This window comes from Pontibacter deserti, from assembly GCF_023630255.1.
GTDB classification, from domain to species: Bacteria; Bacteroidota; Bacteroidia; order Cytophagales; family Hymenobacteraceae; genus Pontibacter; species Pontibacter deserti.
In genome coordinates this window covers 2,204,801-2,230,474 of sequence record NZ_JALPRS010000001.1, presented here as the reverse complement: position 1 = coordinate 2,230,474, position 25,674 = coordinate 2,204,801, and the positions used below count along the sequence as shown (strand labels likewise).

Genomic DNA, 25,674 nt, shown 5'->3' with positions numbered 1-25,674 from the left:
AATTCTGAGTTACGAGTGAGCATTGCTCCTTATAACTCGGAACTCGGAACTCAAAACTCATAACTAATAAAGATGTATTTAGAGATAATCACACCAGATAAAAAGGTTTTTGCCGGTGAGGTAGATGCTGCACAGTTTCCGGGAGCTAACGGCTCTTTCGAAGTTCTGAACTCGCACGCTCCACTTATCAGCACCATGGAAAGAGGCAGAATCCGGGTAACTACCAAAAAAGGACAGGAGTTCTTTACCGTTGATGGCGGTGTGGTAGAAGTACTGAACAATAAGATCATTGTACTTGCCGAATCTGTGATCGAGTAACGATATCTATCTACAATATCAAAAACGCCTTCTGTTCTTTATGAGCAGAAGGCGTTTTTGTTTTATACTTAATTATACTTATTCTGTAACAGGGTAACCGGCCTCTTTCCAGGCATTATAGCCGCCATCCATGTGTGCGACATTGTTATAACCCATTTGCTTTAATGTAACAGTTGCCAGAGCCGAACGTCCTCCGCCAGCACAATGCAGGATCAGTCGCTTGTTCTTGTCGAACTCAGGTTTGTGGTAAGGCAATGATTCGTCTGCATGAAACTCAATCATACCACGTGGAGAGTGCGTAGACCCTGCAATTTTACCATTCTGGCTCAGTTCTTCACTCTCCCTGATATCAATAAGTGTTGCATTACCATTCTTCAGTTCTTCGTGTACCTGCTCAGGGGTCAGGTTCTCGATGTTTTGTTTAGCTTCTTTTACTAAATCGGTTGCAGACTTTGCCATAGTTTCAGATTTTATAGTTTAAGTAGATGTGAACGCGCTTGTAAGTTGCTAACTTTTATGGCTACAATTTGATACTTAATGCTCCTTAAACGATTTCTTAAATGGAAAGATTATAGTGCTTATCTGCGTTTTCGTTTACTTAATAAGCGTGAAGTAAAGTCTTATAACCAATAGAAATGATTCGTTTATAGTAAACTATAACTATTCAGAACAGCTAGATAGGATTAGCCCCCATTTACCCGGAACTATAATTCTGCCACCTTTTTTTAACTCATTGGAGCTTAATTGATCTTTAAAGCATTTGCCACCTAGTTCAGGCAGCTTAACTTCTGCCTCTTTAGAGCTATTGTTTATGACAACAATAACGTTTTCCCCGTTATAGTTGCGTTCAAATACCAGAAGATCATTTTCATCGTCAGCAAGTAACGTTTTGTAGGTGCCTAATTGTAAAGCAGGGTTGTTTTTTCTGATATGGACAAGCTTTTTATAATGGTTAAATAAAGACTGGTTTATCTCTACTTTATCAGGAGCATGTCTGGTGCCATTCGCATTGAATACTTCATCCTCATATTTAATATCATCCCAGATCATTGGTTTTCTGGCATCAGGATCGTTGCCACCCCACATGCCTACTTCATCTCCATAGTAGATCATAGGTGCGCCAACATAAGTCATCTGCATAATAGCAAACAATTTCTGTAGCTGAATGTCTTCGGGTTGAGGCTTACGTGTGGAGTAATTTGAGTTATTTAGGGCAACGGAAGTGTTAAAATATTTCCCCCAGTCTCTGAAGTTACCAATACCCCGGTTTACAATATGTGAGCCTATTCTGTTTGAGTCATGACTTCCGAACAGGTTTTGTGAAGCGTAGGCTACACCTGTAGGGTATAACTCTCTCAGTTCCTTTAATCTTTTATCATATTCTGTTGCAGAAATGCGCATAGCATCAGGATTAAAAAAGAACTCAGCCGATGCGAAAGCAAAGTTATAGTTCATCTCGCCATCAAATTCATCTCCCTGCATATAGGGCTTTACTTTGTCTGGTGTATCAACAATCTCAGCTGTCATATAAGCCTCAGGATTTATCGACCGGACATGCTTTCTCCACTTTTTCCAGAAGGGATGGCCAACACAAAAGGCCACGTCTAATCTCCAACCGTCAATTCCGTTTTCAATTCCCTCTCCTTTAGGGTTCATCCAGCGCTCTGTAGCATTAAAAATATAGTGCTTAGGACCTGCCACAATTCCGGTACTGTCTTCCCGTAGCTCAGGAAGCGACTTTACTCCAAACCACCCTTCATAATCGAAGGAAGTTCCTTTTTTAGGATCATCCCAGGATTTGATAATGAACCAGTCTTTGTAAGGTGAGTTCTGCTGATTTTTTACGACATCCTGAAAAGCAAAACTGTTATAGCCTAAGTGATTGAAAACACCATCAAATATGATTTTCATATCCCTGTTGTGTGCTTCTCTGATCAGCTTTAAAGCTAATTTATCGGCGCTGGTCCATACCCAGGTAGATGGATCTAAGGGGTCTTCTGTTGCGATCAGCTTTCTGTCTCCTGCCGGGTCCGGTCCGAAAGTAGGATCAATGTGATGATAGCTTTCCCCATCATACTTATGTAATGAGGGCGATTGGAATACGGGATTTAAGTAGATAGCAGTAATACCTAGCTCCTGGAGATAATCCAGTTTATCAATTATTCCTTGGAGATCGCCTCCATAGCGCCGTCTGAGCAGGTGTTTCCACATTTCAGGTTCGCCATTTTTTTTCTCATAATCCTGGAGTTTGTACCAATCACTTCCCCATGGGTGAACCTGCCAGGCTTTCGGGCTTTCTTTTGGGTCGGCTCCCTTAATATCTGCAACAGTAGGGTCGTTACTCTTATCTCCATTTCTAAATCTCTCCGGGAATATCTGATACCACACTACAGTTTTAGACCAATGCGGTACAAATTCAGAGCTCATTTCAGTTTTCTGGTTTTCTATAGTTTGTGTTGACTTCTGAGTAGGTTGTTTACATCCTGAAAACAAGAAAAGAGAAACTAAACCTAGTTTTAGAAGTAATTTTTTTTCAGAATAAGACTTGAGGATCATGAAACTTATCTTAAATAACTCTTTGCAAAAGAATTTGATACAAAAATTTAAATTACCAAAGTTTCTGCAATAGGGAATATAAAATGCCATCGACTGTATTCTTGCAGGCATAACTCATCACTAAAGTAACAATGGCTATTATAACGCCTTTAAGTGTCCTAAGAAAAGTCTGCTTATCCTGTTTATAATCAAAGTAATAGCCAATGCCTATGAAAATGATTGGCAAAAGCAGAACTACTGAAAAAGCTATAACTGAAGACATAGTGCAAATTCAGAGATAAGTCAAGCTACTATAAAGCTTATCTAACTATAAACCAGGCTAATTTGTAGCCGGGTTTATAGTTAGATAAGCTATTTGCTGTTTGAAAGCTGTTGCATGATAAAAGCATAAATGTCAGCTTCTTCCCGCACGTTTGAATAGATGCCGTTTGCTCCGTAGTGACCGGCCTGACCTTCAACGCGAAGTAGAACGGGGTTAGTCTGGGCCTTACTGTTCTGGAGCTTGGCTGCAAACTTAAAAGAGTGCAGCGGCGGTACACGATCATCAGTATCAGAAGTCATGATGAGCATTGCCGGATAGTTAACGTTGTCCTTAATGTTATGCAACGGCGAGTAGTTGATCAGCGACTTAAAGCCTTCGTTATTCGTTACAGTACCATATTCATCTGTATGAAATACACCGATCGTAAATTTTTCGAAGCGTAACATATCTAGTGGGGCTACAACAGGTACTACAGCTTTAAACAAATCTGGACGTTGAATTGCTGCCGTCGCAACTACAAGGCCTCCATTTGAAGCACCTGTAGTTGCCAGTTTTTCAGGAGAAGTATAGCCTGAAGAGATCAGATATTCTGCTCCGGCAATGAAGTCGTCAAAAGTATTTTGTTTATACTTCCCTCGCCCTTCCATTGCCCATTTAGAGCCTAGCTCTCCACCACCTCTAACAGAAGCAAAGGCAAACACACCACCGTTTTTTATGAAGTGGATCAGGCCAGGGGAGTACCCAGGTTCAGAAATAGCACCAAAGCCTCCATAGGTTTTCAGCAGTGTAGGGTTCTTACCATTCAGTTTCAAACCCTTTTCATACACAAGTGTCATGGGTATAAGAGTACCATCTTTTGCAGGATATTCTACATACTTGTATTCAAATTTATCTAAGTCATAAGTTACAGTGGTTCGTTCAGTTAGCTTTCGTTCAAACGTTTTTACATTGAATTTATAAACTATTGTAGGGAAAGTAAATGAAGAATACCTGTAAAGTATTTCTTCGTCATCTGGGGAGCCGGTAAAGTTTCCAATTGTTGTCGCTACAGGTAGATCGAGTTTATAAAGCAGTTTACCGGTATAGTCAAAAACAGTAAGTAACGGGTGTCCTTTAGTGAGATAAGTAACTATAATTCTGTCCTTCGATAAAAAGGTCTCAAGCATAGCCGTTTTTTCAAATTCAGGAACAATAACTTTCCAGTTTGTAGGGTTAGCCGGGTCTATTTCTATTAATCTATGAAAGTTGGCATTGTGGTTGGTTTGAGCTATAAACTTGCCATTGTGCGTGCCCAAAATATCAAGTCCGAACCGGATGTTTGCCAGTAAAGGCTTTAGCTGGGACTGTTCCTGTTCATCATAATCTATATAATAGAACGTTTTAGAGCCGTTTTTCTCATTCCTAACAGTTAATACAAAATAGCGCTCATCAATTGTTGTCAGAAAATCTAAGGTAGTAGCAGGGTTAGCGCTTTCATAAATTACTTTATCATCGCTTTGGTCGGTGCCCATCTGGTGGTAGAATATCTTCTGATTTCCACCATTTGGGTATGCTGCATAAAAGAAGCCATTCCCTTTCCAAGAGATGCTGGAGAACTTTACATCTTTAAGGTGATCTTTGCGATGTATAGCACCTTTCAACTCAACTACTTTTATTTCAGCCCAATCGCTCCCGTTCCGGCTAAACTGGTAAGCAAGCAACTCAGAGTTTTTAGATACATCAAATCCTCTGAGTGTAATTTTGTCTTTAGCAGAAATGTGTAACGGGTCAACCAGCGGATGCAGATCATCCTGTTCAGGTTTATCGCTCATCTCTGATTTATAGTAAAGCGCAGGTGTTCCGTTATTGTTATAATAGTAATACCGGAAATAATAGTTACCAACTTTAGTATAGTTTTGTGAAACACTTACATAAGAATACTTATCTATAGCCAGGAAAGCATTGGTTTGATTCGAGGCTTTTACTAAATGTTTCTTTGAAAGCTTGTTCTGCTCATCTACCCACTTTGTAACTTCAGGGCTGTTCTGCGCTTCCAGCCAACGGTATTCATCCCGTACAATATGCTGGTTATAGAAAGTATCAGTAACTGCTACCTTAGTTGTTGTTGGGTATTCAAGTTGTTGAGCAAGTAATAAGCTTGTTTGCAGACAGAGTGATAGAAGGAGTAGAATGTGTTTCATAAAAGGGTTTATAGTTGGAAAGCATAAGCAGCTTATCTGGACAAGAAATGCTTAAAACCAGATAATTTAATACTAAAGTACTATAATTTTAATTAATGGCGAACCGATGTGCTTAAGTTTAAAGTAGTTTAATTAACAATAACTTATATAGCGGCTTTTAATGGTAAATATTTATAGTTTCCTGCTTAACTTAATGCTCGATTTAAGCCCTGATCATGCCGCACATAAAACCTAAAGCTACGCCCATTTTCCAGACCTCTGTTTTTACGTTTGATGACGTGAACGAGCTGGAGCTATACTTTGAACAGCCGGGACAACGCTACATGTATTCGCGCTATGCAAACCCTAATTCAGATGAGCTGGCAAATGAGGTTAATAAGCTGGAAGGTGGAGTAGGAGCAGTGGTTACTTCCTCGGGGATGTCGGCTATACTGGCAGCTATACTTGCAGTTTGTAAGGCTGGCGACCATGTGTTGTGTGCAGAAGAAATATATGGCGGATCATCATCTCTGCTAACACAGGAGTTGAGCCGTATTGGCATTGAGGTAACTTATGTACCGTCGGAGGCTACCTATACTTTTGATGAACTGGTACAGCCAAATACGCGACTGTTCTTAGCTGAGACTATGAGCAACCCGCTGCTGATGGTGTTTGATCTGAAACAACTAGCTGAGCAGACGAAGAAGCATCAGATTAAATTAGTTATTGATAACACCTTTGCCACCCCTGTACTTACCAAGCCACTTGGCTTAGGGGCAGATATCGTGATCCATAGTGTAACCAAATACTTGTCTGGGCACAGCGATGTAACAGCGGGTGTGGTAGTATGCCAGACGGAGGAGGACCTGCAGCGTGTGCAGAAAGTTATGATGACCTATGGCCTGAACCTAAGCCCTTTTGAGAGTTGGCTGGCTGCACGTGGCTTAAAAACGTTACGTCTGCGTATGAAGCAGCACTGCAGCAATGCCCAAACTATAGCTGAGTACCTGCAGCAACACCCAAAAGTAGAGCAGGTATGGTACCCGGGGCTTCCACAGCATCCGCAGCATGAGTTAACTAAAAACCAGGGTAAAGGCATGTTCGGAGGAATGCTCAGTTTCCGGATTAAGGATGACACGGAGGCTGTGAACAGGTTTATGCAAGGGTTGGAGCAGATACCTTTTGCACCATCGCTGGCAGGGGTAAGTACTTCTATTTCGTACCCGCTTGGCACGTCACATAGAGCACTCTCGCCGGAGCAGCAAAAAAAGATAGGTATAACAACCGGGGTAATACGCTTATCAGTAGGTATAGAAGAGCCAGAGGAACTACTTGCTGACCTTGAACGAGGGCTAAGTAAAGTATAGCTTAATCAGCTAGCGCCTGCTTAAGCGCTCTGATCACCTTTTCCTGTTCTTCTTCGGTCATGCTGCTGCTGCTTGGCAGGCAAAGGCCACGTTCAAATAACTGGTCGCTGGTACCGTTGCCGAAGAATGTATGCTCAGCAAAAAGAGGCTGCTGGTGCATGGGCTTCCAAAGTGGGCGCGTTTCTATGTTGTCATTTTCCAGTTCCTGGCGTACCTGCTCCGGTTTAAAACCCTCAGGTAGCAGCACAGTAGTAAGCCAGCGGTTCGAGAAACAGCCTTTCGGCTCAGGGGCAAAGTATAAACCTTCTATGTCGCGTAACTGGTCTTTGTAGTAAGTATAAATCTCGCGACGCTGCTTCACTCTTTTCTCCAGTACTTCTAACTGCCCACGGCCAATACCTGCGCTTACATTGCTTAACAGGTAGTTGTAGCCCATCTGGGAGTGCAGGTAAAAAGGCGCCTGTTCTTTTGCCTGGTTAGCTAAAAAAGCAGCTTCTTCAGCCAGTCTGGCATCTGCAGTAACCAGAGCACCACCTCCCGAAGTGGTAACTATTTTATTCCCGTTAAAAGAAAATACACCAATTTTACCGAAGGTGCCTACCTGGTGGCCGCTGTACCTGGAGCCAAGTGCCTCGGCAGCATCTTCCAGAACAGGTATCTCATAACGGTCAGCCACCTCCATTATCTCCTTCATTTTAGCGGGCATACCATACAGGTGCACCAGCATGATACAAGTAGGTTTTTTGCCGCGCGCTATACCTGCACTTATGGCCTGCTCCAGTAGCTCGGGGCTCATGTTCCAGGTTTCCGGTTCGCTGTCTACAAAAACCGGGGTAGCGCCTACATACAAAATAGGGTTAGCTGATGCCACAAACGTAAAAGTAGAGCAGATCACTTCATCGCCGGGCTGAACGCCTAGAACGCGCAGGGCCAGGTGCAGTGCTGCCGTGCCAGAGCTCAACGCCACGGCATGTTGTGCATTGGTGTGCTGGCAAACGTCGTGTTCAAACCCTGGTATGTTAGGGCCAGCTGTTGTTACCCAGTTATCTTCCAGTGCTTTCTGCACATAGTTGCGTTCATGCCCGCCCATATGCGGCACCGATAAAAAGATGCGACCCGGTCTGTAATTTAATTGCTTCATCAGGGTTGGTGGCAGTTACTGCTATACAAGTAAGCGAAAATCTTTTGAAGAACATACTGGCAATCAGCCAGCTGTTGCGGAATAATAAGCACTATACTTTGCCAACGATTATACTTCTTTTTATTGTAAGTGCAGCTCCTGAAATTTATAATTAAAGCATTAAAAAGAGAGGTACCAGGTATTGGCAGCTGTGCAGCTAACGCATACGTATATACTTTTCAGTATGTTTGCCACGGATACTGAAGTTTTAAAAATAAAGTGCTGGCCGTAAAAACAGACCCGAACAAGTACAGACAATAACCGTTATTTGCTTACTTGCAGCAATAATACTACCCTTTATGCTTGATTTCCCGAACGCCAAGATAAATTTAGGCTTACAGATAATAAAGAAGCGACCTGATGGTTTCCATAACCTGGAGTCGTGCTTTTACCCGGTGCAGTGGTGCGATGCGCTGGAGATTTTGCCTGCTGAAGAGAATAGCTTTACAATGAGCGGGCTACCTGTACCCGGCAATCCGGAATCCAACTTGTGTTTGCAAGCTTACAAACTGCTGGAGAAGGAACATAAGCTGCCGCCTGTGCACATGCACCTGCACAAGGTTATACCTATGGGAGCCGGTTTGGGTGGAGGCTCTGCAGATGCTGCCTTTGTACTGCGTATCCTGAACAAGCAGTTCGAACTGAACCTGTCAGTAGAGGCTTTGCAGGATTATGCACGTCAGCTGGGCAGCGACTGCGCTTTTTTTATAGAGAACAAGCCTGTAATTGCTGTAGAACGAGGCGATGTTTTTGATCCTGCCATTATAGATTTGAGTGGCTATAGTTGCGTGATCGTGTATCCGGGCATACACATTACAACCGCTGAGGCATATGCCGGCGTAACACCCGAGAAGCCAACCTGTACCATCGAAATGGTGCTGAAACAGGATATCAGGCTCTGGAAAGACATCATGCACAATGATTTTGAGAAGTCACTGTTTCCAAAGTATTCGGAGCTGGCGGAGCTAAAAGCAAATTTATACGAGGCAGGAGCTGCTTATGCTTCTATGACAGGCTCAGGCTCTGCTGTGTATGGCATTTTTAAAGGCGATGCTCCGGCGAATTTAGTCTTCCCGAAGCACTACCTCCTCTGGAAAGGCCTTCTGTAATTTTTTGCGTCGTTCTGCAACCGTATTAATTACAGGGTAGATAAATACACTCATCAGAATTATGCCTGCGCCAATATAGAACTCTGCAGATAGCTGGCTGCTTTCGTTAAAAATAAAAATAGCCAGGATAATGCCGTACACAGGCTCCAGGTTCACGGTCAGGTTCATGGTAAAGGCGGAGATGCGCTGCATTAAACGTACACCGGCTGTGTAGGCATAAACTGTACAGGCAAGTATAAGTACTGCCAGGTACACCCAATCCATCGGGATCAGGTTAAAATTCAGCTGATTTCCCTCTACAAAATATACCGCATAAACCGGTAGGAATAAGATTGTACCCAGAAAAGCACCGCCCATTTCGTAGCAGGTAATGGTAGTGGATGGTATCTTTTTTACCAGCCCAGCATTTATGATAGTAAAGATAGATGCCAGTAGAGCCGAGCCTATGGCCATGCTAATACCCAGGAAACTGTTAAAGTCTGTTTCTTTCCGGAAAATAATGTATAGACCAAGTATGATCAGGAGCGCCAGGAATACCTCGTAAGGCTTTATCTTTTTCTTTGTAAACATTGGCTCCAGGAAAGAAGTCCAGAGGCTGGCGGTGGCCATACCAATTAAACAGATAGAGACCGATGATACACGTGCAGCAGCAAAGAACAGAATCCAGTGGGCTGCTATTAAAAAACCAACTCCCAGCATCTGCAGCCCTCTAACATGACCCAGCCAGAAAGGAGCGTTTGTTTTATAGATGATCAGGCCAAGTGCCAGTGCAGTTATCAGTGTACGTATAGCTACCATTTCAACGGCAGGTATAGTTATGAGCTTACCAAGTATAGCTGTGAAGCCCCACAGTAAAATAACAAAGTGAAGCTCTAAAAAATCTTTTAATCGGGGCATTAGCGCGGTATGTAACGGTAAAGTAAAAAGCCGATCCCGGTGAAAACTATAATGGGTATCCAGGCGGCAATAGATGGCGGAATATCACCAACCTGCGCCAAGCTGCGGCTGGTAATAACAAAAACAATAAACACGAATGCCAGGAAGAAACCTAACGCAATCTGCACACCTACACCACCACGTGCTTTACGCGCACTTACAATCACTCCTATAACGGTAAGTATAATAATGGCAAAAGGATAGCTGAAGCGTTCATACTTCTCTACCAGGTAAATTTCAAGGTCGTCAGCTCCGCGTTGCTTTTTCTCAGCAATAAATTTGTTAAGTTCTGTCAGGGTAAGGGTTTGCTCCAGTTTATAGGTACTTTCAAAATCCTTCGGGCGCATGTTCAGTGTAGTGTCCAGATCCTGACCTTTAAAGATGGTTTCCTTTTCGCCGTTAAAGGTACGCAAAGTATAAAAATCCATGTGCCATTTGCCGGCTTCTTCGTCCCAAGAAATACTATTGGATGTCAGCTTACTCTTCAGTGAAGTTCCAGTAATTTGCTCCAGCGCAAAATTATAACCAATGTGGGCATTGTTGTTATAGCTTTCCATGTACACATAAGTATCCGGCGCTATTTTGATATGGATATTACGACTGTCGTAAGTATAAGGGCTCTTTACATACTTCACCTGGAAGGCTACGCTCTTTTTATTGGCATTTGGTATTACCCAGCCAATTAAACCAAATATGAGCGCACCAATAAGCGTAGCACCAACAACATAAGGCACCATTAATCTGCGGAAACTAATACCACTACTTAGCATAGCCACAATCTCTGTATGCGATGCCAGCTTAGCTGTAACAAATACAGTTGCTATAAACACCGTAATGGGGCTAAGCATGTTCGCGTAAAAGGGGATCAGGTTGATGTAATAATCAAATATGATCTCTGATACAGCTACATTTTCCTGGATAAAGTCGTCGTTCTTCTCAGTAAAATCAATTACCAAAATAATGGACACCAATATCAACACCGCGAACACAAAGGTGCTCAGGAACTTCTTCAGTATATACCAATCGAGGAGCTTCAATAGATTTATAGTTTAAGAGTTTAGGAGTTAGAGAGTTTAAGAATTTAAGAATTAAAGATACATTCTCTAACTCTTACTTCTTTAACTCTCTAACTACAACCGTGTCATTAATTTCTTTACCATCACGTCTTTCCAATCCCGGAAAGTGCCGTTAATGATCTGCTGGCGTGCCTGCTTTACCAACCATAAATAGAAGGTAAGATTATGCACGCTGGCTATTTGCCCTGCCAGGTACTCGCCGCTGTGTATCAGATGTCGTAAATAAGCCTTGGTGTAGAACGTGCTTACATAGCCGCCCAGTTCCGCATCTATCGGGCTATAGTCATCGGCCCATTTTTTATTACGGATATTGATAACCCCCTGCGTGGTAAACAACATTCCGTTACGGGCGTTACGGGTTGGCAATACACAGTCAAACATATCTACGCCCAATGCAATGTTCTCCAGTATATTAGCTGGTGTACCAACACCCATCAGGTAACGAGGCTTGTCTTTTGGCAGTATGTCGCACACCACTTCTGTCATCTCATACATCATCTCGGCAGGTTCACCTACCGACAAACCACCGATAGCATTACCTTCTCTACCGAAGCTTGCAATAGTTTCTGCAGATTGCACACGCAGGTCTTTGTAAGTGCTACCCTGCACTATAGGGAATAGCGTTTGCGAATAGCCATACTTTGGCTCGGTACTGTCAAACCTGTTTACACAGCGTTGCAGCCAGCGGTGTGTGCGCTCCATCGAGTTCTTGGCGTAAGTATAATCGCAAGGGTAGGGAGTACACTCATCGAAGGCCATGATTATGTCAGCGCCAATGGTGCGTTGCGTATCCATCACATTCTCTGGTGTAAAGTCCATGGCAGAGCCATCTATATGCGACTTAAACTTTACCCCTTCTTCTTTGATCTTGCGCGTACCTGCCAGCGAGAATACCTGGTAACCACCACTGTCGGTAAGTATAGGTCTGTCCCAGCCATTGAACTTGTGTAGGCCACCAGCCTGCTCCAGTACCTGCAGGCCCGGGCGCAGGTATAAATGGTAGGTGTTGCCCAGTATGATCTCAGCTTTTATGTCTTCTTTTAGTTCGCGCTGGTGCACGGCTTTAACGGTACCTGCCGTACCCACCGGCATAAAAATAGGCGTTTCGATGGCACCGTGATCAGTTTGTACTACGCCTGCACGCGCTTTGGATTGTTTATCTGTTGCTACTAACGAAAATTGCATATCGTGCTTTAAATGCTCCTCGGATAGAGAAGCTCCTGCCTGCAGCTATGTGTGCTCACCAGCAGTTTATTATACTTCCTGTAAATAAGCCGCAAAGATACGAATAGCAGCAGTACAAACCTTAAACATTTAATAATTAGCATCAGCATTCGGAAATGCCCATAGAATACCTATTTTTGAGAGATATTTGGAAATTGGTTTGTTTGCAGCCTGATTGAACTGTTGCTGCTGGTGATGCAATTAAACCACCTGATAATTTTACGATCCGACAATCTGAAATAAACTTTTACTCATCTTGATCTCACTTATACTTTTAGTGCTGCTTGGCCTTTGTGTGCTGGTGCAGTTATATTACGCTCTTGTCTACTTTTTCCCTCTCAGTCGTCACCGGGATCCGGAGGTTACAAAACATGTTCCGGTATCAGTTATAGTTGCTGCCCATAACGAGCAGGACAACCTGTTTGAGCTTTTGCCTATGCTGCTGGACCAGGAATATCCTGAATTTGAAGTGCTGGTAGTAAACGACCGTTCAGAAGATGATACTGAATTTTACCTGTTCGAGCTGGAGCGGCAGTTCCCGAATTTTAAAGTTGTTACTGTAAAAAAGACACCGGAATATCTTAACCCGAAGAAATATGCGTTAGCCTTAGGTATACGTGCAGCAAAGTACGAGCACATGCTATTTACCGATGCTGACTGCCGGCCTTATAGTTCGAAATGGATAGAAAAGATGCAAAGTGGATATGTAACAGGGGGTGATTTGGTACTTGGCTACTCTCCATATGCACAATTAAAAGGATTTTTGAATCATCTTATCCGTTATGAAACATTACTAACGGCTATTCAGTATTTGTCTCAGGCAAACAAAGGACACGCCTATATGGGGGTAGGCAGAAACTTATCTTATACGAAAGCGTGTTTCTTTAGAAACAAAGGGTTTGCCTCTCATATCAAAACAACTGGCGGCGATGATGACCTTTTTGTTAGAGATGCCGTCAACAATAGCAAAGTAAATATTGTTATAGACAAAGAGGCACAGACCTGGAGTATTCCCAAAAAGACGTTTCGGGAATGGTTTACCCAAAAAAGAAGACATTTATCTGTTGGTAAGCAATACAAGGCAAATGATAAAAGAAAAGTTGGCGCATTCGTAATCTCGAACATTCTTTTTTACGTATTAGCTATCATTCTTCTTGTTGTAAATAGTCATTTAGCTATATTAGCCGCTTTAGTCGGTTTGCGGTACATTGTAATGTTTTCCGCGTATACATCAGTAGCTCGCAGACTAAACGACAAGCTCTCCTTGTTTTTATTGCCGGTACTCGACATTGTGTACTTTTTTAATTACCTGTTCCTTGGTATATCTGTACTACTGTATAAACGAATCAGATGGAAGTAAATAAACAATTCTCAGCGAAAGCAAAACACGATTTCAAGCTGATACAAGCAGCCGTTGAAGATAACGACGAGAAAGCGTATGCTGAGCTGATGAGTATCTATAAAAAGCCTGTGTACCACGTGGTACTCAAAATGGTGCGCAACGCCGACGATGCCGAAGACTTAACGATAGAAGCTTTTGCAAAGGCCTTCAGAAACCTGCACAAGTTTAACCCGGAATATGCCTTCAGTACCTGGTTGTTCCGAATTGCTACAAACAACTGCATCGACTTTATCCGAAAAAACAGGATCAAGACCATGAGCATCGACTCAGCTATTAAAATTGATAATGGCGATGAGATTACGATAGACTTTAAGGATAAGAACCTGAACCCGCAGGAAGAGGCGATCAAAAATCAGAAGATCGAGATTATGCAGTATGTGGTGGCTAAGCTGCCAGAAAAATACCAACGACTGGTTACACTGCGTTACTTTAACGAGCTAAGCTACGAAGAAATAGCAACCGAGCTGAACGCGCCACTGGGTACTGTAAAAGCCCAGCTGCACCGCGCCCGCGAGTTGCTCTATGATATGGTGAAAAACAAGAAACACCTGATCTAATACGAAATAAAATTAAGGTTACTATTGATTACGTTAAAAGCCCCTGTTGCCCGTAAGCAGCAGGGGCTTTATACTTTTAGTGCCAATACCATACTTATTTTATACTTTTGCAGCCTATTTAGAATACAAGTAGCAAGACTCAGGAGTATACGATAACAATGCCTCGTTCCTTAACAGATACTATACTTTCGCGTGCAGGTAAACTATACTTACAGTTGCGTTTGCGTAACATAGAAAAGATAGAGCGGGAGCTAAGTATAAAATACGAAGGCCAGTACCGCAATGCCGGAGTAATGCTGCTGTTCGATATACTTATGGCGCTGGCTGTAGTGGCTGTAGTAGGCCTGGTGGCTGTGCTGCTGTATTTTACTACCGTATAACTTTTTAACTCTCTAACTTTCTAACTATAAACATGCCTCATTCTACTGCTATCCGCACTTTATTATCGGGTTACTTTCCGGAGCTTACCGAAGACCAACTGCAAAAGTATGAGCGTATGGGCGAGCTGTACCAGGAGTGGAACCAGAAAATAAACGTGATCTCGCGTAAGGACATGGACCAGTTAGGGGTGCACCATATCTTACACTCATTGGGCATAGCAAAGGTAGTTCAGTTTCCGGAGCATACTTCGGTACTGGATGTGGGCACAGGCGGTGGCTTACCGGGTTTGCCACTAGCCGTTATGTTTCCGGATGTAAAGTTTCACCTTGTAGATTCTATTGGTAAGAAGATACACGTGGTGCAGGAGATTGCACGTGAGCTGCATCTTCAAAATGTAACTGCCTCCCATACCAGGGCAGAACAGGTGCGTGATAAATTTGATTTTGTAGTAAGTCGAGCCGTTACCCGTCTGGCTAATTTCTGGCCCTGGATCATGAACAGTTTTAAGAAAACTGGCTCCCCGATAGAAGGCTTATACTACCTGAAGGGCGGCGACCTGGAAGAAGAGATTGCCGAATCAGGATTAATTACCAAACAGTTTGATCTTAGTGACTACTTTACAGAAGAATTCTTCGAGACAAAGAAAGTGGTGTATGTTCCATTGAAATAAAATGTCCAAATTAGGATTTCCAGGATTTTGAAGATTAATAGGAGGCTTCTAAACCTCGCAGCGTGCGCAGATCCAGTGATCGTCTAATCTATAGTTTTATGGTTACTGGAATCTAGCCACCCCTTTATCCTTTTCTTGTTTAAGGAAGGGAGTTTTTCTGTAACTGCTATAGTTGACTTTGCTTAGAAAAAAGAACAGGTATCTTGTTAAGGCTCATAAGGTCAACTAGATACAAACCAAAGCATTACAAGCAATATCTTCCCTCTTCTAATAAAAACCTTACAGCCCGCGCCTCAGAATAATAAATATTTTTTCTGAAGTCCTCGGCAAAGCCTACGTGGCCGCCATTCTCAGGCATCTCAAAATAAAAGTAGGGGTTGGTCTTTGCCTCTTCGAACGGGTAACATTCTTCTGCCAGAAACGGGTCGTTCTTGGCATTTACCAACAGTGTCGGCTTCTGTATGTCCTGCAGAAACTGTTTAGAGCTAACGCGGGCATAATAATCATCAGCATTTTTAAAGCCATGTATGGGCGCTGTATACCGATTATCAAATTCAGGAAAGGTCCAGAAAATACTGTAGTCAGTCAGGTCCACTTCTTCCGGGTAAAGTTGTCGCTTCTGCTCCAGTTTCTCTCCCAAAGTTTTAAGAAAGCGCTGCGTATACACACGCGAGATCTTTTGGGCAGATGCTTTCAGATCTACCGGTACAGAAAATACTACAGCACGTTTTACCTCTGATGGTACCTGAGTCGGGTTCTCCCCCAGATATTTAAGCGTTATGTTTCCGCCTGCACTAAAACCGATCAGATGTATGGTGTTATAGTTGCCGGTTTGCAAAGCATGTTCTATTACAAACTGCAGGTCGTCGGAAGCACCAAGGTGATAAGACCGGAGCAGTTTATTAGGTTCGCCGCTACAGCTTCTGTAGTTCCAGGCAAGGGCATCCAGGCCACGTTCATTAAAAGCGCGCACCATGCCCAATATGTAAGGTCTGCTACTATCTCCCTCCAGGCCATGCGAAAGTATAACTAAACTCTCTGAGCCTACCTGAGACCAGTCTACATCAATAAAATCCAGATCAGGAGTAAAAAGACGTTCGCGTGTGTACGTTATTCCTTCTACCTGCCTGAACAAGCCAGGGATAATAGTTTGGAGGTGGCCGTTAAAAAGGTAAAAGGGTGCCTTGTGAGTTGATGTTAGGATAGGCATGGCGGTAAAGTTGAAGTACTACACTAGATAGTATAGTATACGAGTGCAAATAAAATGTTATGCTTACAGCGCATTGCAAATTTATATCTTTTAAGTAAGACAAATGCTACAGCCAAATTGCTCGTATACGGTTTAAGCAAAACAACTATAAAGACTATGAAGTTTATATCTAATCTAAAAATGTGGCTGCCGGTACTGCTATGTACCTGTCTTATTGCCTGCGATCCAAATACAAAACAGGAAGCCAGTCGCGACCTCAGCGATTTCAGTAATTGGGTAAATCAGAATGCTGAACGTGCCCCGATGCTGACCAACGAGGAGTGGGAGGAGTTGAATACAGAGTATGAAAACAGGGTATCTGAATTGGAGGCCGAAAGTGATAAATGGGATGACCAGACCAGGCAGCAATGGGAGGGGATAAAAGCAAAATGGGCAGAAGCAGAACAGCAGGTTAAACAAAAAGATCAGAGAGTGGAAGCTGTTGATGCCGACTTAGACATGGACACGGTAAAGGAAGAATGATGTTGCAATTAAAAAGAGCTTGGTCTTAGCCAGAATATTGAAATTGAATATTTACTATATCAATATTTGATATATAGCGTATAAGAGAGCAGAAACAAATAATATATTACTATGAAAATTGCATCTAAATTTAAAACGATAGGTCTTGCTCTAGCCTTAGGAGCATTTACTTTTGCCTGTAACCAGGAAACTCAGAACGAAACCAATGCTGAAGTAGATGAAGCACAAACTGAGGTAAGTGAAGAGAACGCAGAAGCTAATGCTGAGCTGAACGAAGCTGGTGCTGAAGCTAACCAAGAGTACGATGAGTTCTCTGGCTGGGTAAAAACAAATACCGATAAAGCTGAAACTGTAACTGCTGACGAATACCGTGAGATGCGTGCAGAGTATAAGGAAAAAGAAGCCAAATTTGAAGCGGAGTCTTCTACATGGGATGACGAAACCCGTCGTGATTGGGAAGAAACCAAAGCTGACTGGAATGAGTTTGAAAACAAAGTTCAGAAACGCTTGGGTAAAATTGATGACATTGATGTAGACGTTGATGTTAAAGCCGATAACGATAATAACTAAGATCAGTTAGTATAAAAACAAAAGCCGCTGCAGCCTATAGTTGCAGCGGCTTTTGTTTTTCATGCTTTATTCCGCAATCTTTATAGTAGTAGCATAATATATGCAGTGTTAGAGTTGCAGAATATATAATGTAAATGCTACCTTTGCAGAGTTACAAACAGAGGGGCTTCAAAATATTTTATCAGGAGTTACCTTTGGAAATTAGAAGCAAAGCATTTACCTTTGCAAACTCATTCAAGATACGGAACAAAATATTTAATCAGTATAAAATAACATGGCTAACCATAAGTCGGCATTAAAGAGAATCAGAGCGAACAACGCTAAACGTCTTCGCAACAGATACCAGGCGAAAACTACTCGTACATTTATCAAGAAATTGAAAAACACGACTGATCAGGCCGAGGCGCAAGAGCTGTACAAAACAGTTTCTTCAATGATTGACCGTCTGGCTAAGAAAAACATCATCCACAAAAACAAAGCGGCTCATAACAAGTCTAAACTTGCTAAGTTTGTAAACGGACTAGCTGCTTAATTTTTGCAGGAATATAATAGCAAGAGCCTTGTGCATACGCGCAAGGCTTTTTGTGTTTCTGAATAATTCTACTTGTGTCTGAGACTGATAAGATAGGACTACTATAAAAGAAGGGAAGTATAGCCACAAAATAAAAGCGGCGGCAATAGAGCATCTATTGCCGCCGCTTTTATTTTGTTATTTACTGTCTAAGCTATACTTAGCTTGATCATGTTAGTACGCTTTTGTTCGTTAATAGGCATACTGGCTGTGTTGATGAAAACATCCCCTTTATCTATAAAGCCGCCATCTAACAGTGCTTGCTTAATATCAGCAATGGTAGCATCTGTAGATTCAAACTTATCATAGTGGAAGCCTCTTACACCCCAAACCAAGTTTAAAGTATAAAGCAGCTTATAGTTCTCTGTAAAAATAAAGATATCTGATTTTGGTCTGTACTTAGCTAATTGAAACGCTGTGTATCCTGACTTGGTCATACCGATAATAGCACGGGCATTGGTGTCGCGGGCCAGGTTACAGGCATTGGCTACCAAACTATCGTTGCAGAAGTGAGGCGAGTGCGGGTTTAGCACAAAGTTTTTGTTGAAGATATCTGCATGGGTTTCTACCGTCCGGATGGTAAGGTTCATACTGCGGATAGTTTCAACAGGGTAAGCACCTACAGCAGTTTCCGCACTTAACATAAGGCAGTCAGCCCCGTCTATTACAGCGTTAGCAATGTCGTTGGTTTCGGCACGGGTAGGGCGCGGATTCACGATCATACTTTCCATCATCTGGGTAGCAATAATTACCGGCTTAGCGGCACGATTACTTTTCTCAACCACCATCTTCTGGATCATAGGTACTTTCTCCATACCAACTTCTACACCCAGGTCTCCGCGGGCTACCATGATCGCATCCGTAGCATCTATAATCTCGTCAATGTTCTTGATCGCTTCCGGCTTCTCGATTTTGGCTATAACGCGGGTATCTTTACCACGCTCTTCAATAATGCGTTTGATCTCCTGAATATCCTTTACAGTTCTTACAAAAGACAAGGCTACCCACTCTATGTCATGGTCAAGGCCGAAGTGCAGATCACGTAAATCTTTTTCGGTAAGTGAAGGAGCAGATACACTTGTGTCAGGTAGGTTGATTCCTTTACGTGGCTTTACCACGCCGCCATAAATAACTTCGCAGCGCACTTCCATGTCATGATCGGTATGCAGCACTTTAAGCTCCAGTTTACCATCATCTATAAGTATAGCATCACCAACTTTTACATCTTTTGCCAGTTGCTTATAGTTAGTGGCTAGTTTATCCGCTGTGCTTAGAGAACCGTCGCAGCGAAGTAAGATCTCCTGTCCCTGCTTTATTTCAACTCCGCCATTTTCAACTTCACCCATCCGGATCTTAGGTCCCTGCAGGTCTTGTACCAGGCAAACGGTTGTGTTAAACTGGCGATTAATTTCTCTTACATGCTTAATAACTTCAAGGTGCTCTGAATGCTCGCCATGAGAGAAGTTAAGTCTGAAAGCATCAACACCTTCCTGCACCAGTGCTAACAGGCTCTCGAAAGTGTTGGAAGCGGGACCTACCGTTGCAAGTACTTTTGTTTTGTTAAAGGTAATATTCATATTTAAAAAATCAGATTCTCCTTAAATTTAAGTAATTGGGGGTCGAACTTTTTCACATACTGTACTAACGGGATGCGAAGCAGTGTGTTAATAAAATTCTGAGCAGATAACTTAGAAGTTGATCCTGCTATCTGTAATACATAATCATATTCCTTTATATCAGGGAGCAAAAACGGCTTACGAATAGTACTTGTGCCTACGCCTCTGTTCCGGAACAGTCTTATGATACTATGGTCGGTACTAAACTCGTAATTAGAAACCAGTAGTTGTTCTCTGCCTGGCAAAGTATAACACAAATCTTTTTGTTTGGTTAGGTGCATCGAAAATAGCTTGTTCAACCACCAGGCCACCTTGTACTCTTTGTCCGGCGAAACCAACCCATACAGGTCAAAATCGTACGCATAGTCGGTATCAAGGTAAAATGTTTTCATGTTTAAACTTTGGCCCCTAAATTTAAAGAAGCTAGTTCGTAAAACTATAGTCAGACGTCAAAACTTTTGTAATAACACGAATAGAGTAATTTTTTTTGACATTGTCTGTCTATTTATATTTCTTTGCACAGTGTTTTAATAAACTATAAGAAAAATGTCAGAAATCGCAGAAAAAGTAAAAGCTATCATCATCGATAAGCTTGGCGTGGAAGAGTCAGAGGTTACTCCTGAGGCTAGCTTCACAAACGACCTTGGCGCAGATTCATTGGATACAGTTGAACTTATCATGGAATTCGAGAAAGAGTTTAACGTATCTATTCCAGATGATCAGGCTGAAAACATCGGCACTGTAGGTCAAGCTATCAGCTACCTGGAAGAGCACGCTAAATAATACCTTCTGTTTTTATTATAAGAATTTTTCTACTATCTATCCTCTGGTAACAGCTTATGGAGCTTAAGAGAGTTGTAGTTACTGGGCTAGGCGCACTCACGCCACTTGGAAATACCGTTGCAGAATACTGGGACGGCCTGTCTAATGGCGTGAGTGGGGCCGCGCCTATCACACGCTTCGACGCGAGTAAGTTTAAAACACAGTTCGCCTGTGAAATAAAGGGATACGATCCTGAAAAATACTTTGATCGTAAGGAAGCCCGAAAAATGGACTTGTTTACGCAGTTTGCGCTTGTAGTAGCCGACGAGGCGGTACAAGACGCAAACCTAACAGAAGGAAACTTCGATCCTGACAGAGTTGGGGTGATCTGGGGTTCTGGAATTGGCGGTCTGCGCACGTTCCAGGAAGAATGCGTGAACTTCGCCAATGGCGATGGAACTCCGCGTTTCAACCCGTTCTTCATTCCAAAAATGATCGCTGACATCAGCGCAGGACAAATATCTATAAAGTATGGCTTCCGTGGGCCAAACTTTGTAACAGTTTCAGCCTGTGCTTCTGCTACCAACGCCCTGCTTGATGCCTTTAACTATATCCGTTTAGGTATAGCTGATGTCATCGTTTCGGGAGGTTCGGAAGCAGCAGTAACAGAAGCTGGTATAGGTGGATTCAATGCCCTGAAAGCCCTTTCAGAGCGCAATGATTCTCCTGAAACTGCATCCCGCCCATTTGATAAAGACCGTGATGGTTTCGTGCTTGGCGAAGGTGCCGGTGCTATTATACTGGAAGAGTATGAGCATGCAAAGGCCCGCGGTGCGAAGATCTATGCCGAAATATTAGGTGGCGGTATGTCAGCAGATGCTTACCACATTACAGCTCCACACCCAGAAGGTTTAGGTGCACTTAACGTAATGAAAAATGCATTACGTGATGCAAAAATTAAACCTGAAGAGGTAGATTACATTAACGTACATGGTACATCTACACCACTTGGCGACGTTAGCGAAGCTAAAGCGATAGAAACCGTGTTCGGAGAACATGCCTATAAGCTGAACATCAGCTCTACCAAATCCATGACGGGCCACTTGTTGGGTGCTGCCGGTGCTATAGAGGCAATTGCGTCTATTCTGGCCATCAAAAACGGTTTGGTTCCGCCAACTATTAACCACTTTACTGACGACGAAAGCTTTAATCCGAAGTTGAACTTTACGTTCAACAAGGCACAGAAGCGCGACGTGAAAGTAGCGTTGAGCAATACATTCGGATTTGGTGGTCATAACACATCTGTAATTTTCAGAGAACTGAAAGATTAGTGTTTGGTCCTATTAAACCGGTTCGGCGTTTCTACCAGAGAGTTTTTAACAAAGACAGAGATTTAGTACGCGCTATTGCCGGTATTATTGGCAATACACCCGATAATATTAGGTTGTATAAACTTGCGCTTACGCATACCTCGTTTGCACGCCAGGCAGCAAGCAGCAAGCACGATACAAACGAGCGACTGGAATTTTTGGGGGATGCCGTATTAGGTGCCGTAGTAGCTGAACTGCTTTTCCGTAAGTTTCCGTACGAAGACGAAGGTTTTCTAACCGAAATCCGCTCACGTATTGTTAACCGTGAGTCGCTGAACCATATTGCCGTAAAAATCGGGTTAAACCTGCTGGTAAAAGTAGAAACCGGCTCTAACAGGCATAAGTCAGTTAACGGTAATGCGCTGGAGGCATTGGTAGGTGCTATTTACCTGGATAAAGGTTATAACATGACGCGCCAGTTTATACTTGGTAAGCTCATTAAACCGCACGTTGACCTGCACAAATTGGTAAACACTACTGCTAACTTTAAAAGTAAGCTGATTGAGTGGGCGCAGAGCCAGAACATGGAGATCAGGTTCGAAAACATAAAAAAGAAGCAGCAGGGTAACACTACCGAATTCACAACCGAAGTATACATTGGCGATAAGCCTGTGGCTACAGGTGTTGGCCTGTCTAAGAAGAAAGCCGACCAGGCAGCTGCTGAAAAGAGCCTCGAAATACTGAAGATTTCTTAATTACTGATTGTTAAATTGCTGAATTTTTGGCTGGGAATATGTTTCTCGGCCTTTTTTGTTTTATAGCCATAGTTGCTAAATAAGGTACCTAGTAATATACTTCTCTTGTGAAGCACTCCAATTTCAGTTGCCAGAAATCTTAGAATTTATCAGGTAGTCCAGCAACAATTAAACATCCAACAATCAGCAATTAACTTTAACTTGCCTCAATATACTTGCGTTTAACTACCCTATGAAAGAAATCCGACTCACGCTGGCAGGCGCTGCTCTGAACCAAACCCCACTCGATTGGGACAACAATCTGCAAAATATTAAGGATGCCATTACTGAGGCGATTACCCATGACGTTGATATTCTGCTGCTGCCTGAATTAAGTATTACCGGCTATGGTTGCGAAGATCTTTTCCTGAGCCCATGGCTGGGTGAGGAAGCGTTTCAGAAATTGCTGCAGATAAAGGATTGGTGCGCCGGTATTACAGTGTGTGTTGGAATTCATATCTGGATTGATAAACAAGTATATAACACGGCTTGCGTTATCAGGAATCAAGAGATTGTAGGTTTTACAGCTAAGCAATTTCTGGCTAAAGATGGCATACATTACGAACCTCGCTGGTTTACCGAATGGCCGGCTAACCAGGTGGGCGAGTTTGAGATACTGGGGCAGAAGTATAAAATTGGTGACCTGATTTACGAGGAGCAGGGTGTAAAATTTGCCTTCGAGATATGTGAAGATGCGTGGCGGCCAAACCGTCCGGCTGAGCGCCACATGGCTAAAGGAGTACAGCTTATACTTAACCCAAGTGCCAGTCATTTTGCTCTGAGTAAAACAGATGTGCGTTACCGTTTGGTAGTAGAAGCATCAAAAAAATATCAATGTACTTACTTGTATGCTAACCTGCTGGGCAACGAAGCCGGGAAAGTGATCTATGACGGTGAAGTACTTATTGCACAAAACGGGAGGGTGATTAAACGCAACGACCTGCTCTGCTTCAAAAATGTGGACATGGAAGTGGCAGAAGTTACATTCACTGATACCCCTGTCTCGGAAGAAGTTATACATTACCTGCCTCCAATAGATGAGAACAAAGAACTAATGGCTGCTTTAAGCCTTGGCCTGTTCGATTATATGCGCAAAAGTTATAGCCGTGGATTTGTGCTGTCGTTGAGTGGTGGTGCCGATTCTTCGTTGTGCGCAGTGGCTGTAGCAGAGATGGTGCGTCGGGGTATAGAAAGTTTGGGCGTATTAGGGTTTGTGGGCAAAACAAAGATGTTCACGCTTAAAGATGCTGCTTATTTCGACACACTTTCTAAAGAACAGGTTACCCGAGAATTAGTTAGCCGTTTACTTACCTGCGCATACCAGGGAACTATAAACTCCTCTGATGATACTTATACTTCTGCGAAAGAACTGGCTAACAGCATTGGGGCCGTATTTTATAGCTGGACAATAGACGAGCAGGTAAAAGGATATACTTCTATTATTGAAGGAGCTATTGACAGACCTCTTACATGGGCCGAAGATGACATAACACTTCAAAATATTCAGGCAAGGGTACGTGCTCCTGCTATCTGGATGCTGGCAAACATAAAGAGTGCATTGCTACTGGCAACATCAAACAGAAGTGAAGCTGCTGTTGGTTACGCAACCATGGATGGCGACACAGCCGGTAGTATTTCTCCTATTGCAGGTATAGATAAAGCATTTGTGAGGCAGTTCCTAGTTTGGTGCGAGCGGGAACTCGGATACGAAGGATTACAATATGTAAACAGGCTACAACCTACCGCAGAACTACGCCCGGCAAAAGAAGCACAGACTGACGAAAAAGACCTGATGCCATACGAAGTGTTGAACCAGATAGAACGGCTGGCCTTTTATGATCGCTACTCACCAAACGAAGTATACAATAAACTGCTGGAAGCAGGCATAGCCGATACCGATACTATAAAGCTATGGGTACAGAAGTTTTATACTTTGTGGAGTCGTAACCAATGGAAGCGCGAGCGTTTTGCTCCCTCTTTCCACCTAGATGATTATAGCCTTGACCCGCGCAGTTGGCTGCGCTTCCCGATACTGAGTGGTAGCTTCAGGGATGAACTGAAACAGCTTGAGCAGGAATAAAAATTAAAAAGTGGCTTCTTTTAAAGAAGCCTTTTTTATGAAGTACAAATCTCTATTTTAGAAGCCTATACTTTATAGTAGTAAACCTTCCGTTTTGTACCTGCCCGATTTATTGTAACTTTGGCTACACACGATCATCACCCTTATTATGAGCTTACTGAATTTTATTACCTGGAACGTAGATCCTGAAATATTTAATATCGGACCTGTTTCTGTTCGTTGGTATGGTTTATTTTTCGCACTTGCTTTTGTATTCGGGCAACGCATCCTAAGTAAAATTTATGTAACCGAAGGCCGCACCGAAGGCGATGTAGATGCTATTACACTTTACATGATCATCGGTACAGTGGTTGGTGCACGTTTAGGACATACGCTTTTTTATTCGCCGGAATACTACTTGAAAAACCCCATTGAGATACTGAAAATATGGGAAGGCGGACTTGCCAGCCATGGAGCAACTATAGGTATACTTTTCGCGCTGTGGTTGTTTAGCCGCAATCATAAGTTTAACTACATGTGGGTGTTAGACCGCATTGTGATAGTTGTAGCCCTGGGTGGTGCGCTTATCCGTTTGGGTAACCTGATGAACTCCGAGATAATTGGTAAAGTAACCGATGTGCCCTGGGCGTTTAAGTTTTTGCGTAACAACGAAATTATTAACGGCGTAGCCGCATCACAAGACCCGCGCCATCCGGCACAGTTATATGAATCTTTAATGGTGTTCGGACTTTTTGTATTATTATACTGGCTCTGGAAAAAGTATAAGCAGGCGCTGCCACTTGGTTTACTATTCGGGCTGTTTGTAACGCTGCTGTTCAGCTTCCGCTTTATAGTTGAGTTTCTGAAAGAAGACCAGGTAGCTAAAGAAGCAACTATGACACTGAATATCGGGCAGCTATTAAGTATACCACTTATACTTGTTGGTTTGTTTGTATTGTTCAAAGTATGGCAGAACCCGAGGCCAGCATTGCCAGGTGGTAAACTGGCAGAAGCGAGATAACAAAAAGGGCTGTAGAGATAAACTACAGCCCTTTTTTATAGG

25 protein-coding genes are annotated in these 25,674 nt (G+C 42.8%); 15 read left to right on the top strand and 10 right to left on the bottom strand.

Annotated elements, in window-relative coordinates; all coding sequences use genetic code 11:
* Positions 1-72 precede the first annotated feature (72 nt).
* Positions 73-318: an ATP synthase F1 subunit epsilon gene (gene atpC, locus MJ612_RS09745; protein WP_187033292.1), complete on the top strand. Its 246-nt coding sequence runs from the start codon at positions 73-75 to the stop codon at positions 316-318.
* Between the two features lie 78 nt (positions 319-396).
* Here atpC and MJ612_RS09740 read toward each other — a convergent pair whose 3' ends face one another.
* The 3 genes from MJ612_RS09740 to MJ612_RS09730 form a co-directional block, all read right to left on the bottom strand.
* Positions 397-777: a rhodanese-like domain-containing protein gene (locus MJ612_RS09740; RefSeq protein ID WP_187033291.1), complete on the bottom strand. Its 381-nt coding sequence runs from the start codon at positions 775-777 to the stop codon at positions 397-399.
* 201 nt (positions 778-978) lie between these two features.
* Positions 979-2,745 carry a glycoside hydrolase family 13 protein gene (locus tag MJ612_RS09735; protein WP_222619737.1) on the bottom strand — a complete coding sequence of 589 codons (1,767 nt, stop codon included), beginning with the start codon at positions 2,743-2,745 and terminating at the stop codon, positions 979-981.
* A 480-nt stretch (positions 2,746-3,225) separates the two neighbouring features.
* The gene (locus MJ612_RS09730) at positions 3,226-5,316 is read right to left on the bottom strand and encodes a prolyl oligopeptidase family serine peptidase (protein WP_187033289.1); all 2,091 of its coding nucleotides are present in this window, start codon (positions 5,314-5,316) and stop codon (positions 3,226-3,228) included.
* A gap of 215 nt (positions 5,317-5,531) precedes the next feature.
* Between MJ612_RS09730 and MJ612_RS09725 the strand changes: the two genes are divergently transcribed.
* Positions 5,532-6,662, top strand: a complete 1,131-nt coding sequence (locus MJ612_RS09725) for a trans-sulfuration enzyme family protein (protein ID WP_187033288.1) — start codon at positions 5,532-5,534, stop codon at positions 6,660-6,662.
* A gap of 1 nt (position 6,663) precedes the next feature.
* On the opposite strand, the gene MJ612_RS09720 is transcribed toward MJ612_RS09725, so the two are convergent.
* Positions 6,664-7,803, bottom strand: coding sequence for a DegT/DnrJ/EryC1/StrS family aminotransferase (locus MJ612_RS09720; protein ID WP_187033287.1), 1,140 nt, complete (start codon positions 7,801-7,803; stop codon positions 6,664-6,666).
* A 338-nt stretch (positions 7,804-8,141) separates the two neighbouring features.
* Between MJ612_RS09720 and ispE the strand changes: the two genes are divergently transcribed.
* Positions 8,142-8,951 (top strand): 4-(cytidine 5'-diphospho)-2-C-methyl-D-erythritol kinase, encoded by an 810-nt coding sequence (gene ispE, locus MJ612_RS09715; RefSeq protein WP_187033286.1) that lies wholly within the window; start codon positions 8,142-8,144, stop codon positions 8,949-8,951.
* Here the strand turns inward: ispE and MJ612_RS09710 are convergent.
* The 3 genes from MJ612_RS09710 to tgt form a co-directional block, all read right to left on the bottom strand.
* Positions 8,907-9,848, bottom strand: a complete 942-nt coding sequence (locus MJ612_RS09710) for a DMT family transporter (RefSeq protein ID WP_187033285.1) — start codon at positions 9,846-9,848, stop codon at positions 8,907-8,909. The genes ispE and MJ612_RS09710 overlap by 45 nt on opposite strands.
* Positions 9,848-10,924: an LptF/LptG family permease gene (locus MJ612_RS09705; RefSeq protein ID WP_187033284.1), complete on the bottom strand. Its 1,077-nt coding sequence runs from the start codon at positions 10,922-10,924 to the stop codon at positions 9,848-9,850. The genes MJ612_RS09710 and MJ612_RS09705 overlap by 1 nt, the downstream gene beginning before the upstream one ends.
* A gap of 93 nt (positions 10,925-11,017) precedes the next feature.
* Positions 11,018-12,148: a tRNA guanosine(34) transglycosylase Tgt gene (tgt, locus tag MJ612_RS09700; protein WP_187033283.1), complete on the bottom strand. Its 1,131-nt coding sequence runs from the start codon at positions 12,146-12,148 to the stop codon at positions 11,018-11,020.
* A 295-nt stretch (positions 12,149-12,443) separates the two neighbouring features.
* Here tgt and MJ612_RS09695 point away from each other — a divergent pair, with 295 nt between their 5' ends.
* From MJ612_RS09695 to rsmG, 4 genes are all read left to right on the top strand, one after another.
* Positions 12,444-13,547, top strand: coding sequence for a glycosyltransferase (locus MJ612_RS09695; RefSeq protein WP_187033282.1), 1,104 nt, complete (start codon positions 12,444-12,446; stop codon positions 13,545-13,547).
* Entirely contained in the window at positions 13,538-14,146 is a 609-nt protein-coding gene (locus MJ612_RS09690) for an RNA polymerase sigma factor (RefSeq protein ID WP_162347085.1), read from the top strand. The genes MJ612_RS09695 and MJ612_RS09690 overlap by 10 nt, the downstream gene beginning before the upstream one ends.
* Positions 14,147-14,304: 158 nt before the next feature.
* A complete protein-coding gene (locus MJ612_RS09685) occupies positions 14,305-14,526 on the top strand; it encodes a hypothetical protein (RefSeq protein WP_187033281.1) in 222 nt (73 codons plus the stop codon).
* 32 nt (positions 14,527-14,558) lie between these two features.
* The gene (gene rsmG / locus MJ612_RS09680) at positions 14,559-15,197 is read left to right on the top strand and encodes a 16S rRNA (guanine(527)-N(7))-methyltransferase RsmG (RefSeq protein WP_187033280.1); all 639 of its coding nucleotides are present in this window, start codon (positions 14,559-14,561) and stop codon (positions 15,195-15,197) included.
* Positions 15,198-15,441: 244 nt separating this feature from the next.
* Here the strand turns inward: rsmG and MJ612_RS09675 are convergent, their stop codons facing one another.
* Positions 15,442-16,407 carry a YheT family hydrolase gene (locus MJ612_RS09675; protein ID WP_187033279.1) on the bottom strand — a complete coding sequence of 322 codons (966 nt, stop codon included), beginning with the start codon at positions 16,405-16,407 and terminating at the stop codon, positions 15,442-15,444.
* Between the two features lie 156 nt (positions 16,408-16,563).
* On the opposite strand from MJ612_RS09675, the gene MJ612_RS09670 reads away from it, so the two are divergent.
* The 3 genes from MJ612_RS09670 (at position 16,564) to rpsT (ending at position 18,031) form a co-directional block, all read left to right on the top strand.
* Positions 16,564-16,929, top strand: coding sequence for a hypothetical protein (locus MJ612_RS09670; RefSeq protein WP_187033278.1), 366 nt, complete (start codon positions 16,564-16,566; stop codon positions 16,927-16,929).
* A 111-nt stretch (positions 16,930-17,040) separates the two neighbouring features.
* Positions 17,041-17,499 carry a hypothetical protein gene (locus tag MJ612_RS09665; RefSeq protein ID WP_187033277.1) on the top strand — a complete coding sequence of 153 codons (459 nt, stop codon included), beginning with the start codon at positions 17,041-17,043 and terminating at the stop codon, positions 17,497-17,499.
* A 274-nt stretch (positions 17,500-17,773) separates the two neighbouring features.
* Entirely contained in the window at positions 17,774-18,031 is a 258-nt protein-coding gene (rpsT, locus tag MJ612_RS09660) for a 30S ribosomal protein S20 (protein ID WP_187033276.1), read from the top strand.
* 188 nt (positions 18,032-18,219) lie between these two features.
* Here the strand turns inward: rpsT and pyk are convergent, their stop codons facing one another.
* Positions 18,220-19,647, bottom strand: a complete 1,428-nt coding sequence (pyk, locus tag MJ612_RS09655; RefSeq protein WP_187033275.1) for a pyruvate kinase — start codon at positions 19,645-19,647, stop codon at positions 18,220-18,222.
* 2 nt (positions 19,648-19,649) lie between these two features.
* The gene (locus MJ612_RS09650) at positions 19,650-20,078 is read right to left on the bottom strand and encodes an IPExxxVDY family protein (protein ID WP_187033274.1); all 429 of its coding nucleotides are present in this window, start codon (positions 20,076-20,078) and stop codon (positions 19,650-19,652) included.
* Positions 20,079-20,232: 154 nt separating this feature from the next.
* Between MJ612_RS09650 and MJ612_RS09645 the strand changes: the two genes are divergently transcribed.
* From MJ612_RS09645 to lgt, 5 genes are all read left to right on the top strand, one after another.
* A complete protein-coding gene (locus tag MJ612_RS09645; protein ID WP_026462992.1) occupies positions 20,233-20,469 on the top strand; it encodes an acyl carrier protein in 237 nt (78 codons plus the stop codon).
* A 56-nt stretch (positions 20,470-20,525) separates the two neighbouring features.
* Positions 20,526-21,779: a beta-ketoacyl-ACP synthase II gene (gene fabF, locus MJ612_RS09640; protein ID WP_187033273.1), complete on the top strand. Its 1,254-nt coding sequence runs from the start codon at positions 20,526-20,528 to the stop codon at positions 21,777-21,779.
* Entirely contained in the window at positions 21,779-22,513 is a 735-nt protein-coding gene (rnc, locus tag MJ612_RS09635) for a ribonuclease III (protein ID WP_187033272.1), read from the top strand. The genes fabF and rnc overlap by 1 nt, the downstream gene beginning before the upstream one ends.
* Before the next feature lie 232 nt (positions 22,514-22,745).
* Positions 22,746-24,632 carry an NAD(+) synthase gene (nadE, locus tag MJ612_RS09630; RefSeq protein WP_187033271.1) on the top strand — a complete coding sequence of 629 codons (1,887 nt, stop codon included), beginning with the start codon at positions 22,746-22,748 and terminating at the stop codon, positions 24,630-24,632.
* 148 nt (positions 24,633-24,780) lie between these two features.
* Entirely contained in the window at positions 24,781-25,632 is an 852-nt protein-coding gene (gene lgt / locus MJ612_RS09625; RefSeq protein ID WP_187033270.1) for a prolipoprotein diacylglyceryl transferase, read from the top strand.
* Positions 25,633-25,674: the final 42 nt, after the last annotated feature.